Genomic DNA, 16759 nt, shown 5'->3' with positions numbered 1-16759 from the left:
ACCGACACACACTTGTTTACGGCATACCTGTTGGATATCGGAAGCTTCCCGCAAAACTTGATAGCGAGTGCCTGCAAGAGTCTTTTCCGGTAGCATTCCCCTCAGTTTGACCCGCCTGGAATCCCCTCATGTCCGACCGCCTGACCCTGCTGCGTCCCGACGACTGGCATATTCATCTTCGCGATGGTGCTGTGTTGACCAATACCGTCGCGGATGTCGCGCGCACCTTTGGTCGCGCCATCATCATGCCCAACCTGGTTCCTCCGGTCCGCAATGCGGCCGAAGCCGACGGCTATCGCCAGCGGATTCTCGCTGCCCGCCCGGCCGGCAGCCCGTTCGAACCGCTAATGGTCCTGTACCTGACCGACCGCACCCAGCCTGAAGAAATTCGCGAGGCCAAGGCCAGCGGTTTCGTGCACGCCGCCAAGCTGTACCCGGCCGGTGCGACCACCAACTCGGACTCTGGCGTCACCAGCATCGACAAGATCTTCCCTGCACTTGAGGCCATGGCCGAAGTGGGAATGCCTTTGTTGATTCACGGTGAAGTCACCCGTGGCGATGTCGACGTGTTCGACCGCGAAAAAATCTTCATCGATGAGCACATGCGCCGTGTGGTCGAGCGTTTCCCGACGCTCAAAGTAGTGTTCGAACACATCACCACCGCGGACGCCGTGCAGTTCGTCAACTCGGCTTCGGCCAACGTTGGCGCGACCATCACCGCGCATCACCTGCTGTACAACCGCAACCACATGTTGGTGGGCGGGATTCGGCCGCACTTCTATTGCCTGCCGATTCTCAAGCGCAATACGCACCAGGAAGCCCTGCTTGACGCCGCCACCAGCGGCAGCGAAAAGTTCTTCCTCGGCACTGACTCTGCGCCCCACGCCCAGCACGCCAAAGAAGCCGCTTGCGGTTGCGCCGGCTGCTACACCGCTTATGCCGCGATCGAGATGTACGCCGAAGCCTTCGAACAGCGCAACGCGCTGGACAAGCTCGAAGCCTTCGCCAGCCTCAACGGCCCGCGTTTCTACGGCCTGCCGGCGAATACCGATCGCATCACCCTGGTTCGCGAAGAATGGACCGCCCCAACCAGCCTGCCATTTGGCGAGCTGACCGTTATCCCGCTGCGCGCCGGTGAAAAACTGCGCTGGCGCCTGCTGGAGGAACACGCGTGAGTGAAGACCATTACGACGACGAACAGGAAGGTAATGGCGGTGGCGGCGGTTCCCGTCACCCAATGGCCGCACGGTTTCGTGGCTACCTGCCGGTTGTCGTCGACGTAGAAACCGGTGGCTTCAATTCGGCCACCGACGCTCTGCTGGAAATCGCCGCGACCACCATCGCCATGGATGAAAAGGGTTTTGTTTACCCGGATCACACCTACTTCTTCCGGGTCGAGCCTTTCGAAGGCGCGAACGTCGAGGCGGCAGCGCTGGAGTTCACCGGGATCAAGCTCGATCACCCACTGCGCATGGCAGTGAGTGAAGAAGCGGCCCTGAACGACATCTTCCGCGGCGTGCGCAAGGCGCTCAAGGCCAACGGCTGCAAGCGGGCAATTCTGGTCGGGCACAACAGCAGCTTCGATTTGGGCTTCCTGAACGCCGCCGTCGCGCGACTGGACATGAAGCGCAACCCGTTCCACCCGTTCTCCAGCTTCGACACGGCCACCCTCGCCGGTCTGGCCTATGGTCAAACCGTGCTGGCCAAGGCCTGTCAGGCCGCCGATATCGACTTCGACGGCCGCGAGGCCCACTCGGCTCGCTATGACACCGAGAAGACGGCCGAGCTGTTCTGCGGCATCGTCAATCGCTGGAAGCAGATGGGTGGCTGGGAAGATTTCGACGATTGATCCAGGTGCGACCTTGCGCCTACAGGATGCACGCCTCTGTAGGAGCCGGCTTGCTGGCGATGGCGGCATAACGGCTACCATCGCCAGCAAGCTGGCTACTACAGGGTTCTGGACATATTCCGCGCATAAAAAAACCGGCCCTGAGGCCGGTTTTTTTGTACCTGGAACGGCCTTACAGAGCAGCAGCGTGCTCGGTCAGGTAAGCAGCAACGCCTTCTGGCGAAGCGTTCATGCCTTTGTCGCCTTTTTTCCAGTTGGCAGGGCAAACTTCGCCGTGCTCTTCGTGGAATTGCAGAGCGTCGACCAGACGCAGCAACTCTTCCATGTTACGGCCCAACGGCAGGTCGTTGATGATCTGCGAACGGACCACGCCTTTGTCGTCGATCAGGAATGCGCCACGGAAAGCAACACCGTCAGCGGACTGAACGTCGTAGGCCTTCATGATTTCCTGCTTGATGTCGGCAGCCATGGTGTAACGGACTTCGCCGATACCGCCATTGTTGACCGGGGTGTTGCGCCAGGCGTTGTGGGTGAAGTGCGAGTCGATCGAGACCGCGACCACTTCAACGTTGCGTGCCTTGAACTCAGACATGCGGTTGTCCAGAGCGATCAGCTCCGACGGGCAAACGAAGGTGAAGTCCAGTGGGTAGAAGAACACCAGGCCGTATTTGCCTTTGATGGCCGACGACAGGGTGAAGCTGTCTACGATTTCGCCATTGCCGAGTACAGCCGGTACGGTGAAGTCAGGGGCTTGCTTGCCTACGAGTACGCTCATTGGATATCTCCTGGTGTAGAAACGTATAAAACAAGATTCGTATCAGCCTGCCACCGTCAGGCGACAGCCCTGTGACACGAACCCGTTTCGAAAAGACCGGCCATCATACACTGCGTTTTTGACCTGTCCTTAACGGTTTTTCCCGCTCAGGTAAAAAACGCCGGAGAAGATTTCGTTGTTGGCTACCGTTCGTCAGCGCTGAAAAAAGGGCCCCGAAAGCACTTTGACAATCATTCTCGTTAACATTAAGATCCATCGCATTCGAGCATAAACAAGCGACGGTTTTCACTTATGTATGTTTGCCTCTGCACTGGCGTCACCGACGGCCAAATCCGCGATGCGATCTATGAAGGATGCTGCAGCTACAAGGAAGTCCGCCAGGCCACCGGCGTTGCCAGTCAATGCGGCAAATGTGCCTGCCTGGCCAAGGAAGTGGTCCGCGAAACCTTGACCAAACTGCAAACCGCCCAGGCTGCGATTCCTTTTCCTGTCGAATTTACAGCCGCATAAATACGCTATTTCAAAGAACCGGACTGAAGTCCGGTTTTTTTATGCCTGAAAATCAATTGCTTAGGCTCTAGACGCGGAACACAAACATTCTTATTCCGATTAATTTTCATTTAAGTTTCAATAACTTAGGTTTGACACTATTAAATACGGGGCTCAAACTCTTCCCTATTGACGGCTAATAAAGGGCAGGACCCCATCATGAAAGGCGACGTTACAGTCATCCAGCATCTCAACAAGATCCTTGCCAATGAACTGGTCGCGATCAATCAATACTTCCTGCATGCGCGCATGTACGAAGATTGGGGCCTGAACAAGCTCGGCAAGCACGAGTACCACGAATCCATCGACGAGATGAAGCACGCGGACAAGCTGATCAAGCGCATCCTGTTCCTCGAAGGCCTGCCGAACGTCCAGGACCTGGGCAAGCTGCAGATCGGCGAGCACACCAAGGAAATGATCGAGTGTGACCTGCGTATCGAAAAGACCGGCCACGCCGATCTGAAAGTGGCGATCGCACATTGCGAAACAGTCGGCGACTTCGGTAGCCGTGAACTGCTTGAAGATATCCTTGAGTCCGAAGAAGAACATATCGACTGGCTGGAAACCCAACTTGGCCTGATCGATAAAATCGGTATCGAGAACTACTTGCAATCGCAGATGGGCGACGACGAATAAACGTAGCGCCACTCATCTCGATGCAATAAAAAGCCCCGCACTCTTTTACAGAGGCGGGGCTTTTTTATGCGTGGATTTCAGGCTTGCCTGAAACCTCTGCAGGAGCAAACTTGCTCGCGATGAACGATAACGCGGTGCTCTTGATGAACCGCGTCATCGTTCATCGCTGGCAAGCCAGACTCCTACAGGTACTGAATCAGGCTTCGCTCTTGTTGGCAGCAGCAGCTTCAACAGCAGCCTTGATGGTGGTTTGCAGCGAACCGTCTGCAGCCATCTCGGTCATGATGTCGCTACCGCCAACCAGCTCACCACCGACCCACAGTTGCGGGAAAGTTGGCCAGTTGGCGTATTTTGGCAGGTTGGCGCGGATTTCCGGGTTCTGCAGGATGTCCACGTACGCAAACTTTTCACCACACGCCATCACGGCCTGCGCGGCTTTCGCGGAAAAGCCGCACTGCGGGGCATTTGGCGAGCCTTTCATGTAAAGCAGAATGGTGTTGTTGGCAATCTGCTCTTTAATCGTTTCGATGATATCCATGGAGCACCTCGGCTGAACTTTCCGACTCATGGGTCGGCACGGTGGCGCATTGTAACGGAAAGCCGAGCGCCCTGCTCGGTCTCTCCGTCAGATACGATCAGGCCGCCGCCACGGTCACCGGAACACCATTGAGCGCCGCATTCCCTGACAACTCATCAAGTTGACACTCGTCAGTCAGGTCATTGGCACTGGAACCCGGTTGGCCACTGGCGATCGTCATTTGCACACCAGGCCGGGCATGACCCCAACCGTGAGGGAGGCTGACCACGCCTTTCATCATATCCAGGCTACCGAGCACTTCAACTTCGATCACGCCAACCCGCGAGCTGACCCGCACCTTCTGCCCGTCACTCAGACCGCGACTGGCGAGGTCATCCGGGTTCATCAGCAACTGATGACGCGGCTTGCCTTTCACCAGGCGGTGATAGTTGTGCATCCACGAGTTGTTACTGCGCACATGCCGGCGGCCAATCATCAACAACTCATCGGCAGCCGGTGCCTGCAACGCCGCAAAACGCGCGAGGTCGGCGAGGATCGCGGCCGGGGCGGCCTGGATTCGCTGGTTGGCGGTTTTCAGACGTGGTGCCAGGTTGGATTTAAGCGCCCCCAGATCGACCCCGTGAGGATGATCGAACAGGGTTGCCAAAGACAGTTTGTGTTCCGAGTTATCGCCATACATCCCCATACGCAAGCCACGGTCGATCATCTGCGCCGGAGCAATGGTCGGTTTCAATTCCTTGCCGGTCTTCGCCGCAAACGCCTTGGCCAACCCGACGAAAATCTCCCAGTCATGCAGCGCTCCTTCGGGTTTGGCGAGGATCGCACGGTTGAAACGACTGACGTTGCGCACCGCAAACATGTTGAACGTCGTGTCGTAATGATCGTTTTCCAGTGCCGAGGTGGACGGCAGGATCAGGTCGGCGTAACGCGTGGTTTCATTGATGTACAGATCGACACTGACCATGAATTCCAAGCCGTCCAATGCCTGCTCCAGTTGTCGGCCATTGGGCGTCGACAGCACCGGGTTGCCCGCCACGGTGATCAGTGCGCGGACCTGCCCTTCGCCTTCAGTGAGCATCTCTTCGGCCAGTGCCGACACCGGTAGTTCGCCCGCGTACTCCGGGCGCCCGGACACACGGCTCTGCCACAAATTGAAATGCCCGCCCGACGTGGAAGCCACCAGGTCCACCGCCGGTTCGGTGCACAACGCACCGCCGACACGGTCGAGGTTGCCAGTGACCAGATTGATCAACTGCACAACCCAATGGCACAGCGTGCCGAACGCCTGGGTCGAAACGCCCATGCGGCCGTAGCAAACGGCGGTCGGGGCAGCGGCGAAATCCCGCGCCAACTGGCGGATCTGCTCGGCTGGCACCGCACACAACGGGCTCATGGCCTCGGCGGTAAAATTCGCGACGGCCGCGCGGACCTCCTCCAGTCCGTCAATCGGCAAATGACTGGCGCGGGTCAGCCCTTCAGCGAACAAGGTATTGAGCAGGCCGAACAGTAACGCGGCATCGCCGCCGGGACGCACAAACAAATGCTGATCGGCAATTGCCGCCGTTTCGCTACGGCGCGGGTCAACCACCACCACTTTGCCGCCCCGGGCCTGAATCGCCTTCAAGCGCTTTTCCACATCCGGCACGGTCATGATGCTGCCGTTGGACGCCAGCGGATTGCCGCCGAGGATCAGCATGAAGTCGGTGTGATCGATGTCCGGAATCGGCAGCAGCAAACCGTGGCCGTACATCAAATGACTGGTCAGGTGATGGGGCAACTGATCGACTGAGGTCGCAGAAAACCGGTTGCGGGTTTTCAGCAAGCCTAAAAAATAGTTGCTGTGGGTCATCAGCCCATAGTTATGCACGCTGGGGTTGCCCTGATAGACCGCCACCGAATTCTGCCCATGACGCGCCTGAATCTCCGCCAGGCGATCGGCCACCAGGTTGAAGGCGTCTTCCCACTCGATCGGCTGCCACTCGCTTCCTACCCGCAGCATCGGTTGATGCAGGCGATCCGGATCGTTCTGAATATCTTGCAGGGCGACGGCCTTGGGGCAGATATGCCCGCGGCTGAACGTATCGAGCGGATCGCCCTTGATCGAGGTGATCTGCACGTTGCCGGCTTCAGCCTCGGTGGTTTCGATGGTCAGGCCGCAGATGGCTTCACACAAGTGGCAGGCACGGTGATGGAGAGTCTTGGTCATGGCCAGTCTCTGTCTTGTTCTGGGCGGGCAATATCGGCCGCGGGAACAAAACTATGGCGCCTGCCCCGCCACCGCGCCAGCGACGTTCGTCTTGTGAATTGGTGTCCATCAGGCCAGCCGATGACCTGCGAGCACCGCGGGTGGTGTTGCGAATAACAGGTCAGAAACCGACCGCCAGCGCACCGTCCCCGCCCCGGTTAATTGCCAAGCTCCACAGGGCCGGTGTACAAATGCTCGGCTGCTGTCAGGAAACAGGCTTCAAAAGCGCTACTGCGGTTATCCCGTAGCCCCTCTGAAATCCCCTAAAAACCGTAGCCCTATTGGTAAGACGCGACATTTAATTATAAGATCGCGCCTTCCCCTATTTCGTCGCCCCGTGCGGCTTACGCCGCAGGTCTCGCCCGTTGTTCCGTTAAACAAGGCTTTGAGCATCTGCGGTTTGTAGCAAAAAGGTAGTCAATGATGAGCGCAAGGCACTTTCTCTCCCTGATGGATTGCACGCCCGAAGAGCTGGTCAGCGTGATCCGTCGAGGCGTTGAGCTCAAGGACCTGCGTAACCGCGGCGTACTGTTCGAGCCCCTGAAAAACCGCGTGCTCGGGATGATTTTCGAAAAGTCCTCGACCCGCACCCGTATTTCGTTCGAAGCCGGCATGATCCAGCTTGGCGGCCAGGCGATCTTCCTGTCGCCGCGCGACACGCAACTGGGTCGTGGCGAGCCGATCGGCGACGCCGCCATTGTCATGTCGAGCATGCTCGATGCGGTGATGATCCGTACGTTTTCCCACAGCACCCTGACCGAATTCGCTGCCAATTCCCGCGTCCCGCTGATCAACGGCCTGTCCGATGACCTGCACCCGTGCCAGTTGCTGGCCGACATGCAGACTTTCCTTGAACACCGTGGCTCGATCCAGGGCAAGACAGTGGCCTGGATCGGCGACGGCAACAACATGTGCAACAGCTATATAGAAGCGGCGATCCAGTTCGACTTCCAGTTGCGCATTGCCTGCCCGGAAGGTTACGAGCCCAACCCCGAATTCGTGGCCAAGGCCGGCGACCGCGTGACCATCGTCCGCGATCCGAAAGATGCAGTGCGCGGCGCCCATCTGGTGAGCACCGACGTCTGGACCTCCATGGGACAGGAAGAAGAAACCGCCAAGCGCCTGCAGCTGTTCGCCCCGTATCAGGTCAACTGCGCCCTGCTCGATCTGGCCGCCCCGGACGTGCTGTTCATGCATTGCCTGCCGGCCCACCGTGGCGAAGAGATCAGCGTCGACCTGCTCGACGACTCGCGCTCGGTCGCCTGGGATCAAGCTGAAAACCGTCTTCACGCACAAAAGGCCCTGCTCGAGTTTCTCGTCGAGCCGGCGTACCACCACGCATGAGCCAGCCATTACTGCTCAACCTGCGCAACCTCGCCTGCGGCTATCAAGACCAGCGCGTGGTGCAGAACCTCAACCTGCATTTGAACGCCGGTGACATCGGTTGCCTGCTGGGCTCTTCGGGCTGCGGCAAAACCACCACCCTGCGGGCGATTGCCGGTTTCGAACCGGTGCACGAAGGTGATATCCAGCTGGCTGGGGAGACCATCTCCAGCGCCGGTTTCACCCTCGCGCCGGAGAAACGTCGTATCGGCATGGTGTTCCAGGACTATGCGCTGTTTCCGCACTTGAGCGTGGCCGACAACATCGCCTTCGGCATTCGCAAGCATCCGCAAAAGGATCGCGTCACCGAAGAGTTGCTGGAACTGGTCAACCTGAAAAACCTCGGCAAGCGCTTCCCCCACGAACTCTCCGGTGGCCAGCAGCAACGCGTCGCCCTCGCCCGCGCGCTGGCGCCGGAACCGCAACTGTTGCTGCTCGACGAACCGTTCTCCAACCTCGATGGGGAATTGCGCCGCAAGCTCAGCCACGAAGTGCGCGACATCCTCAAGGCCCGTGGTACCAGCGCGATTCTGGTCACCCATGACCAGGAAGAGGCCTTCGCCGTCAGCGATCACGTCGGTGTATTCAAGGAAGGTCGGCTGGAACAGTGGGACACGCCCTACAACCTGTATCACGAACCGCTGACGCCTTATGTCGCCAGCTTCATCGGTCAGGGTTATTTCATTCGCGGCCAACTGAGCAGCCCGGAATCGGTGCAGACCGAGCTGGGTGAACTGCGCGGCAACCGTGCCTACACCTGGCCGGTCGGTGGTGCGGTGGATGTGTTGCTGCGCCCGGACGACATCGTTTATGCGCCGGACAGTGCGCTGAAGGCGCGGATCGTGGGCAAGACCTTCCTCGGTGCTTCGACCCTGTATCGCTTGCAGCTACCGACTGGTGCGCAACTGGAATCGATATTTCCGAGCCATGTTGATCATCTGGTGGGTGCGCAGGTGGGTATTCGTGTCGCGGCGGAGCATCTGGTGTTGTTCCAGGCCTCAGGCAGTACGGCGGCGCAGATTCCGGCCGTAGAGTCAGGTGTTCGGCGCTACAGCACCGCGCACTGATAAAGATCAAAAGATCGTCCGCGTTCGGACGATCTTTTCGCTTTCAACCCAACATTAGCTTTCCGCTCGTCGCCACCAGCGTCGCATTCCCGCCAATCTTCACCCGATCCCTTTCAGCCGAAAAAGCAACTCCCGCCCCCCGCGCCGGACACTGATACGCCGTCAGGAAACTCAAGCTGCATGAGACTTCTCCTTTATAAGCTCAAGCGCGGCCGATATCGGCGAACTTCGCCTGGGTGTGTTCGGCGAGCACGTCGGGGGCCAATTCGACTTCCAGACCGCGTCGACCGGCACTGACAAAAATACTCGCCAAGGGCTGGGCCGAGCTGTCGATAAAAGTACGCAGGCGCTTCTTCTGCCCCAGTGGACTGATCCCGCCCAACAGATACCCCGTTGAGCGTTGCGCAGCTGCCGGGTCTGCCATTTCGACTTTTTTCACCCCGGCCGCATGGGCCAGCCCCTTCAAATCCAGGCTCCCGCCCACCGGCACCACCGCCACCAGCAACTCGCCTTTTTCACTGGCTGCCAGCAAGGTCTTGAACACTTGCGCCGGGTCCAGTCCGAGTTTCTCCGCGGCCTCCAATCCATAGGACGCGGCCTTCGGGTCATGTTCATAACTGTGCACGCGATGTTCGGCTCGAACCTTTTTCAACAAATCCAATGCGGGGGTCATGTCAGCTCCAGACTGGGCGGCAGTAGAAAAATACTGCGCCCGATTCTAGGACATTGATTCACAAATGGCTCTATGACAGGACTGTTTCGAAAACCCTGGCGCAATTTTACGTCTCCCTCGCTCCCATTTTCCTACTCACAGCCAGGATCATTCATACAACTAATAGTTAATTTGTGACTGACGGTTCACTTTCGCCCTTTGACAGTAGCGTTTCTTGTCTATATTTTTTCGAATCTGAATAATGCACCATCGTTTCATTGCAACACCCGACAGTCAGCCGAGAACAGGATGGGGATCCTGCCTCAGTGAAAAACGCGCTTCGACCATGATTTGAAAAAAGCGCCAGAAAATAAAAAATGAGGTTTCAATGACAACCGCTTTACAACAACCATCGCTCTCGAGCCAATGCATGGCCGAATTTCTCGGCACTGCTCTGCTGATCTTTTTTGGTACGGGTTGCGTTGCTGCGCTCAAGGTCGCAGGCGCCAGCTTCGGCCTGTGGGAAATCAGCATCATCTGGGGCGTCGGCGTCAGCATGGCGATCTACCTGACTGCCGGGGTTTCCGGGGCTCATCTCAACCCCGCTGTCAGCATTGCACTGAGCATTTTCGCCGACTTCGAAAAACGCAAACTGCCGTTCTACATTTTGTCTCAGGTCGCCGGGGCCTTTTGCGGCGCCTTGTTGGTGTACACGCTGTACAGCAACCTGTTCTTCGATTTCGAACAAACTCACCACATGGTTCGCGGTACCGAAGCCAGTCTTGAATTGGCCTCGGTGTTCTCCACTTTCCCTAACCCGAGCCTGTCCACCGCGCAGGCGTTCCTGGTTGAAGTGATCATCACCGCCATCCTCATGGGCGTGATCATGTCCCTGACTGACGATAACAATGGTCTGCCGAACGGCCCGCTCGCGCCCATCCTGATCGGCTTGCTGATTGCGGTAATAGGCAGCTCGATGGGGCCGCTGACGGGTTTCGCGATGAACCCTGCCCGTGACTTCGGCCCGAAACTGATGACCTTCTTCGCCGGCTGGGGTGATATTTCCTTCACCGGCGGGCGCGACATCCCGTACTTCCTGGTACCTGTTTTTGCACCGATTGTCGGTGCTTGCCTCGGTGCCGCGGCCTATCGCGGGCTCATCGCCCGCCATCTGCCAGGCACCGCAGCTGCTACAAAGGACACAACACCGGCCATTGACGGCAAACCAAGAATTTCTTGATACCGTTGACGCGTGATACTGCCCACTTAATCGCGCGCCAGACTTCATTCCCTTATTTCGTCCAAGGCAATCGACATGACCGACCTACAGAATAAGAACTACATCATTGCCCTCGATCAGGGTACGACCAGCTCCCGCGCGATCATTTTCGACCGCGACGCGAATGTGGTCTGCACCGCCCAACGGGAATTCGCGCAGCACTACCCGCAAGCCGGCTGGGTCGAACATGACCCGATGGAAATCTTCGCCACCCAAAGCGCCGTGATGGTCGAGGCCCTGGCTCAAGCCGGCCTGCATCACGATCAGGTCGCGGCCATCGGCATTACCAACCAGCGTGAGACCACGGTGGTCTGGGACAAGAACACCGGCCGCCCGATCTATAACGCGATCGTCTGGCAGTGCCGCCGCAGCACCGAAATTTGCCAGCAGCTCAAACGCGATGGCCATGAGCAGTACATCAGCGACACCACCGGCCTGGTCACCGACCCGTACTTTTCCGGCACCAAGTTGAAGTGGATTCTCGATAACGTCGAAGGCAGCCGCGAACGCGCACGCAATGGCGAGCTGCTATTCGGCACCGTCGACAGTTGGCTGATCTGGAAATTTACCGGCGGCAAGGTCCACGTCACCGACTACACCAACGCCTCGCGCACCATGCTCTTCAACATCCACACTCTTGAGTGGGACGCGAAGATGCTGGAGGTGCTGGATATTCCGCGGGAAATGCTGCCGGAAGTGAAATCGTCGTCGGAAATCTACGGCCATACCAAAAGCGGCATTGCCATCGGCGGTATCGCCGGTGACCAGCAGGCCGCACTGTTCGGCCAGATGTGTGTCGAGCCTGGTCAGGCCAAGAACACCTACGGCACCGGTTGCTTCCTGCTGATGAACACCGGTGACAAGGCCGTGAAGTCGAATCACGGCATGCTCACCACCATCGCCTGTGGCCCGCGCGGCGAAGTCGCTTATGCACTGGAAGGCGCAGTGTTCAACGGCGGCTCCACCGTGCAGTGGTTGCGTGACGAGTTGAAAATCATCAACGACGCCCACGACACCGAATACTTCGCCAACAAGGTCAAGGACAGCAACGGCGTGTACCTGGTCCCGGCCTTCACCGGCCTCGGCGCGCCGTACTGGGACCCGTATGCTCGCGGCGCCCTGTTCGGCCTGACCCGCGGCGTTCGCGTGGATCACATTATCCGCGCCGCGCTGGAGTCGATTGCCTATCAGACCCGCGACGTACTCGATGCCATGCAGCAGGATTCCGGCGAACGCCTCAAAGCCCTGCGTGTGGATGGCGGTGCGGTGGCGAACAACTTCCTCATGCAGTTCCAGGCTGACATTCTCGGCACCCAGGTCGAGCGTCCGCAAATGCGTGAAACCACGGCGCTGGGCGCTGCTTACCTGGCCGGTCTGGCCTGCGGTTTCTGGGGCAGCCTGGAAGAATTGCGCGGCAAAGCGGTGATCGAACGCCAATTCGAACCGACCCTGGACGAAGCGGCGAAGGAAAAACTCTACGCTGGCTGGAAAAAAGCCGTCAGCCGCACCCGTGATTGGGAACCGCACGAGGGCGCTGAATAAGCCAAGGGCCGGACGCGTTTCCGGTTGTAACTGGCAGGGAGCGAATTCCTGCGGCATCATGGGCAAATTTTGCACGGCAGCCCCAAGGACGCCCCATGAATCTGCCTCCCCGTCAGCAGCAAATCCTCGAACTGGTCCGCGAACGCGGCTACGTCAGCATCGAGGAAATGGCCACGCTGTTCGTCGTTACCCCGCAGACCATCCGCCGCGATATCAATCAGCTGGCGGAAGCCAATTTGCTGCGTCGCTATCATGGCGGCGCGGCTTACGACTCCAGCGTCGAAAACACTGCCTACGCCATGCGCGCCGATCAAATGCGCGATGAGAAGCAGAGAATCGGTGAAGCGATCGCAGCGCAGATCCCCGATCATGCCTCGCTGTTCATCAATATCGGTACGACCACCGAATCCATCGCCCGGGCGCTGCTCAATCACAGTCACCTGAAGATCATCACCAACAACCTGCATGTCGCCTCGATGCTCAGCGCCAAGGACGATTTCGACGTCCTGCTGACCGGCGGCAATGTGCGGCGCGATGGCGGTGTAGTCGGTCAGGCCAGCGTCGATTTCATCAACCAGTTCAAGGTCGACTTCGCCCTTGTCGGCATCAGCGGCATCGATGAAGACGGCAGCCTGCTGGATTTCGATTATCAGGAAGTGCGAGTGTCCCAAGCGATTATCGCCAATGCCCGTCAGGTGATCCTCGCCGCTGACTCCAGCAAGTTCGGGCGCAATGCCATGATTCGCCTGGGGCCGATCAGCCTGGTTGATTGCCTGGTAACCGACCAGCAACCTTCGCCTGCGCTGATGCAGTTGTTGAATCAGCACAAGGTTCGTCTTGAAGTCGTTTAACCCTTTCAACATCAAAAGATCGCAGCCTTCGGCAGCTCCTACAGGGTATTGCATATCCATGTAGGAGCTGCCGAAGGCTGCGATCTTTTTGCTTTTATGTTCGAATATTTTCCTTTCTCCGCCCTTCGATGAGTATTTTCAATCGAAGCTGACTGGCTGCGCGCGTCTTAATGGGCTAGTATTTTCGCAAATGAACATTTATGTTCGAATTCAAATATAGAAAATCAAAAAGCCCCGAGGCCTTGCCGATGCCCACTTCCATTTTGTCTACGCCCCCTCTTGCCGAGGTCTACGATATCGCCGCCATCGGTGGCGGCATCAATGGTGTGGGGATCGCAGCGGATGCTGCCGGGCGTGGTCTGTCGGTGTTCCTTTGTGAAAAGGATGACTTGGCCAGCCATACTTCGTCAGCCAGCAGCAAGCTGATCCACGGCGGCCTGCGCTATCTCGAACATTACGAATTCCGCCTGGTGCGCGAAGCACTGGCCGAACGCGAAGTGCTGCTGACCAAGGCTCCGCACATCGTCAAGCAAATGCGCTTCGTGCTGCCGCACCGCCCGCACCTGCGCCCGGCCTGGATGATCCGCGCCGGCCTGTTCCTGTATGACAACCTCGGCAAACGGGAACAGCTCGCCGGTTCGAAAAGCCTGAAGTTCGGCCCGGACAGCGCGTTGAAAAGCGAAATCACCAAAGGCTTCGAATACTCCGATTGCTGGGTCGACGATGCGCGTCTGGTTGTACTGAACGCCATGGCCGCCCGGGAAAAAGGTGCCCACGTCCACACTCAGACCCGTTGCGTCAGCGCTCGCCGCACCAAAGGTCTGTGGCACCTTCATTTGGAACGCGCCGATGGCAGTCTGTTTTCGATCCGCGCCAAAGCATTGGTGAACGCGGCTGGCCCATGGGTCGCCAAGTTCATTCGTGACGACCTGAAGATGGAGTCGCCTTACGGCATTCGCCTGATCCAGGGCAGCCACCTGATCGTGCCGAAACTGTACGAAGGTGAACACGCACACATTCTCCAAAACGAAGATCAGCGCATCGTCTTCACCATCCCGTACCTGAACCACTTCACCCTGATCGGCACCACCGACCGCGAGTACACCGGCGACCCGGCAAAAGTGGCGATCACTGATGGCGAGACCGACTACCTGTTGAACGTGGTCAATGCTCACTTCAAAAAGCAGATCAGCCGCGACGACATCCTGCACAGTTATTCCGGTGTTCGTCCGCTGTGCAATGACGAATCCGACAACCCGTCGGCCGTCACCCGCGATTACACCCTGGCGTTGTCGGGCAGTGGCGACGAAGCGCCGCTGCTGTCGGTGTTCGGCGGCAAGTTGACTACCTATCGCAAACTGGCGGAATCGGCATTGGCACAACTGGCGCCGTACTTCCAACACATCCAGCCGAGCTGGACCGCTAACGCGACCCTGCCGGGCGGCGAAGACATGACCACCCCGCAGGCGCTGAGCTCGCTGATCCGCGACAAGTACGATTGGGTCCCGACCGAGATTTCGCGGCGCTGGGCCACAACCTACGGCAGCCGTACCTGGCGCATGCTCGAAGGCGTAGAAAACCTGGGCGATATGGGCGAACACATTGGCGGTGGTCTCTACACCCGTGAAGTGGATTACCTGTGCAGCGAAGAATGGGCGACCACCGCACACGACATCCTGTGGCGCCGCAGCAAGCTCGGCTTGTTCACCACGGCTGCCGAACAGGACAAACTCAAGGATTACCTGAACAAGGTCGAGCAGAACCGCAGCAAGATTGAAGCGGCCTAATCGGAAATAGCTGAAAAGCCCCGCCTCTTGAAAGAGAGCGGGGCTTTTTATTGGTTTACCGATAAGCGACCTGTAGGAGCCGGCTTGCTGGCGATTCCGGTGTATCAATCAACATTGAAGCGTCAGATATACCGCCATCGCCAGCAAGCCGGCTCCTACAAAACAGGCTGCGATCAGTTGATCCAGAGCCTCATTCACGCAAATCCGATTCATGGATGGGCTGATCACGATGGGTCGCCCGCTGGTATTGCGCCGGCCAGATAGCCTTGCGCCCGCCCAGGTCATCGTCCGCATGCAGCGGCCAGTACGGATCGCGCAACAGCTCACGGGCGAGGAAAATAATGTCCGCCTGACAGGTGCGCAGAATGTGCTCGGCTTGCGCAGGCTCGGTAATCATTCCCACGGTGCCGGTGGCGATTTCTGATTCTTTGCGTACGCGCTCGGCAAAACGAGTCTGGTAACCAGGCCCTGTAGGGATTTCCGCGTTGACCGCCGTACCGCCCGAGGAAACATCGATCAGGTCCACGCCGAGGACTTTGAGGCGCCGTGCCAGTTCAACGGTTTCATCAGGGTTCCAACCGTCTTCCACCCAGTCGGTGGCCGAAACCCGGACGAACAATGGCAATTCTTCCGGCCATACCGCACGCACCGCTTCGGTGACCTGCAACACCAACCGGATGCGGTTTTCGAATGAACCTCCATATTGATCCCGCCGCTGATTACTCAGAGGCGAAAGAAATTGGTGCAGCAGATAACCATGGGCGGCGTGCACTTCCACCACTTTGAAACCGGCCGTCAGCGCTCGTTTGGCCGCGTCGACAAAGGCCTGAATGACATCGGCGATTTCGCCTTCATCGAGCTGTTTGGGTTGCGTGTGTTGTGGATCGAAAGCAATCGCTGACGGGCCGACCGGCAGCCAGCCGCCCTCTTCGGTTTTGACGCTGCCGTGCTTGCCCAGCCAGGGTCGATAGGTACTGGCCTTGCGCCCGGCATGAGCCAACTGGATGCCGGCCACGGCGCCCTGAGCGGCGATGAAGCGGGTGATGCGTTGCAAGGGTTCGATCTGTTCGTCGTTCCACAGGCCAAGGTCTTGACCGGTGATGCGCCCGTCGGCCGTGACCGCCGTGGCTTCGGTAAATATCAGCCCCGCGCCGCCGATGGCGCGGCTGCCGAGGTGGACCAGGTGCCAGTCATTGGCCAGGCCATCGACACTGGAATACTGGCACATCGGCGATACGGCAATTCGGTTGAGCAGGGTCAGTTGGCGAAGGGTATAGGGTTCAAGCAGCAGACTCATGGGGCACCTCTCGATCAGTGGTCAGGCTCCAGGGTTCTGATTGAATAGTCGACGAGTGACAGGAAAAAGGTGCAGCACCCGCCCCCGCGGGCAAAAAATTCGACAAGACGTCACAAGGCCAATCAAGCAGTGCTTAGAGCCTAGTCGACAACCGGGGATGAGGGAGGGTTCAAGAATTGAAAACGCAGACAACCCGCAAACAACACCGCCCTTCGTGGCGAGGGAGCTTGCTCCCGCTGGAGGGCGCAGCACTCCCAATGCCGGCTGATGCGGATCGACCTCGGCACTGGTTTTGGGGCGGCTACGCCA

Annotated in this window: 15 protein-coding genes and 1 pseudogene; 10 read left to right on the top strand and 6 right to left on the bottom strand. The window is 58.5% G+C overall.

Annotated features, from left to right (window positions below; translation table 11 throughout):
- The first annotated feature begins 128 nt into the window (after window positions 1–128).
- Both pyrC and rnt read left to right on the top strand, forming a co-directional pair.
- Entirely contained in the window at window positions 129–1175 is a 1047-nt protein-coding gene (pyrC, locus tag KGB21_RS11665; protein ID WP_020799892.1) for a dihydroorotase, read from the top strand.
- Entirely contained in the window at window positions 1172–1849 is a 678-nt protein-coding gene (rnt, locus tag KGB21_RS11660; protein ID WP_034149020.1) for a ribonuclease T, read from the top strand. The genes pyrC and rnt overlap by 4 nt, the downstream gene beginning before the upstream one ends.
- Before the next feature lie 172 nt (window positions 1850–2021).
- On the opposite strand, the gene KGB21_RS11655 is transcribed toward rnt, so the two are convergent.
- Window positions 2022–2624 carry a peroxiredoxin gene (locus KGB21_RS11655; RefSeq protein ID WP_007971324.1) on the bottom strand — a complete coding sequence of 201 codons (603 nt, stop codon included), beginning with the start codon at window positions 2622–2624 and terminating at the stop codon, window positions 2022–2024.
- Window positions 2625–2915: 291 nt separating this feature from the next.
- On the opposite strand from KGB21_RS11655, the gene KGB21_RS11650 reads away from it, so the two are divergent.
- Window positions 2916–3134 carry a bacterioferritin-associated ferredoxin gene (locus KGB21_RS11650; protein WP_008057530.1) on the top strand — a complete coding sequence of 73 codons (219 nt, stop codon included), beginning with the start codon at window positions 2916–2918 and terminating at the stop codon, window positions 3132–3134.
- 198 nt (window positions 3135–3332) lie between these two features.
- Window positions 3333–3809: a bacterioferritin gene (gene bfr / locus KGB21_RS11645; protein WP_034149019.1), complete on the top strand. Its 477-nt coding sequence runs from the start codon at window positions 3333–3335 to the stop codon at window positions 3807–3809.
- 196 nt (window positions 3810–4005) lie between these two features.
- On the opposite strand, the gene grxD is transcribed toward bfr, so the two are convergent.
- Both grxD and KGB21_RS11635 read right to left on the bottom strand, forming a co-directional pair.
- Window positions 4006–4347 carry a Grx4 family monothiol glutaredoxin gene (gene grxD, locus KGB21_RS11640; protein WP_034149018.1) on the bottom strand — a complete coding sequence of 114 codons (342 nt, stop codon included), beginning with the start codon at window positions 4345–4347 and terminating at the stop codon, window positions 4006–4008.
- 97 nt (window positions 4348–4444) lie between these two features.
- On the bottom strand, window positions 4445–6553 hold the full coding sequence (locus tag KGB21_RS11635) for a molybdopterin oxidoreductase family protein (RefSeq protein ID WP_223505190.1): 2109 nt from the start codon (window positions 6551–6553) through the stop codon (window positions 4445–4447).
- Between the two features lie 462 nt (window positions 6554–7015).
- Here KGB21_RS11635 and argF point away from each other — a divergent pair, with 462 nt between their 5' ends.
- A complete protein-coding gene (argF, locus tag KGB21_RS11630) occupies window positions 7016–7936 on the top strand; it encodes an ornithine carbamoyltransferase (RefSeq protein WP_223505189.1) in 921 nt (306 codons plus the stop codon).
- Window positions 7933–9042, top strand: a complete 1110-nt coding sequence (locus KGB21_RS11625; protein WP_034149015.1) for an ABC transporter ATP-binding protein — start codon at window positions 7933–7935, stop codon at window positions 9040–9042. The genes argF and KGB21_RS11625 overlap by 4 nt, the downstream gene beginning before the upstream one ends.
- A 43-nt stretch (window positions 9043–9085) precedes the next feature.
- Here the strand turns inward: KGB21_RS11625 and KGB21_RS29595 are convergent.
- Window positions 9086–9235: pseudogene (locus KGB21_RS29595) on the bottom strand (isomerase); the annotation flags it as partial.
- A 9-nt stretch (window positions 9236–9244) separates the two neighbouring features.
- Complete coding sequence (gene ybaK, locus KGB21_RS11620) at window positions 9245–9715, bottom strand: Cys-tRNA(Pro) deacylase (RefSeq protein WP_034149014.1); 471 nt, start codon at window positions 9713–9715, stop codon at window positions 9245–9247.
- Between the two features lie 367 nt (window positions 9716–10082).
- Here ybaK and KGB21_RS11615 point away from each other — a divergent pair, with 367 nt between their 5' ends.
- From KGB21_RS11615 to glpD, 4 genes are all read left to right on the top strand, one after another.
- On the top strand, window positions 10083–10934 hold the full coding sequence (locus tag KGB21_RS11615; protein WP_034149013.1) for an MIP/aquaporin family protein: 852 nt from the start codon (window positions 10083–10085) through the stop codon (window positions 10932–10934).
- 75 nt (window positions 10935–11009) lie between these two features.
- The gene (glpK, locus tag KGB21_RS11610; protein WP_223505188.1) at window positions 11010–12515 is read left to right on the top strand and encodes a glycerol kinase GlpK; all 1506 of its coding nucleotides are present in this window, start codon (window positions 11010–11012) and stop codon (window positions 12513–12515) included.
- A 95-nt stretch (window positions 12516–12610) separates the two neighbouring features.
- Window positions 12611–13366, top strand: coding sequence for a DeoR/GlpR family transcriptional regulator (locus KGB21_RS11605; RefSeq protein ID WP_034149011.1), 756 nt, complete (start codon window positions 12611–12613; stop codon window positions 13364–13366).
- A 248-nt stretch (window positions 13367–13614) separates the two neighbouring features.
- Window positions 13615–15153 carry a glycerol-3-phosphate dehydrogenase gene (gene glpD, locus KGB21_RS11600; RefSeq protein WP_223505187.1) on the top strand — a complete coding sequence of 513 codons (1539 nt, stop codon included), beginning with the start codon at window positions 13615–13617 and terminating at the stop codon, window positions 15151–15153.
- A gap of 190 nt (window positions 15154–15343) precedes the next feature.
- On the opposite strand, the gene KGB21_RS11595 is transcribed toward glpD, so the two are convergent.
- Window positions 15344–16450, bottom strand: a complete 1107-nt coding sequence (locus KGB21_RS11595) for an NADH:flavin oxidoreductase/NADH oxidase (RefSeq protein WP_223505186.1) — start codon at window positions 16448–16450, stop codon at window positions 15344–15346.
- Between the last annotated feature and the right edge of the window lie 309 nt (window positions 16451–16759).

The sequence above is a fragment of the Pseudomonas sp. GL-RE-29 genome, from assembly GCF_019947275.1.
Lineage (GTDB): Bacteria > Pseudomonadota > Gammaproteobacteria > Pseudomonadales > Pseudomonadaceae > Aquipseudomonas > Aquipseudomonas fluorescens_A.
Note: the sequence above shows the minus strand (reverse complement) of the source record. Positions and strands in the feature narration are given on the sequence as shown.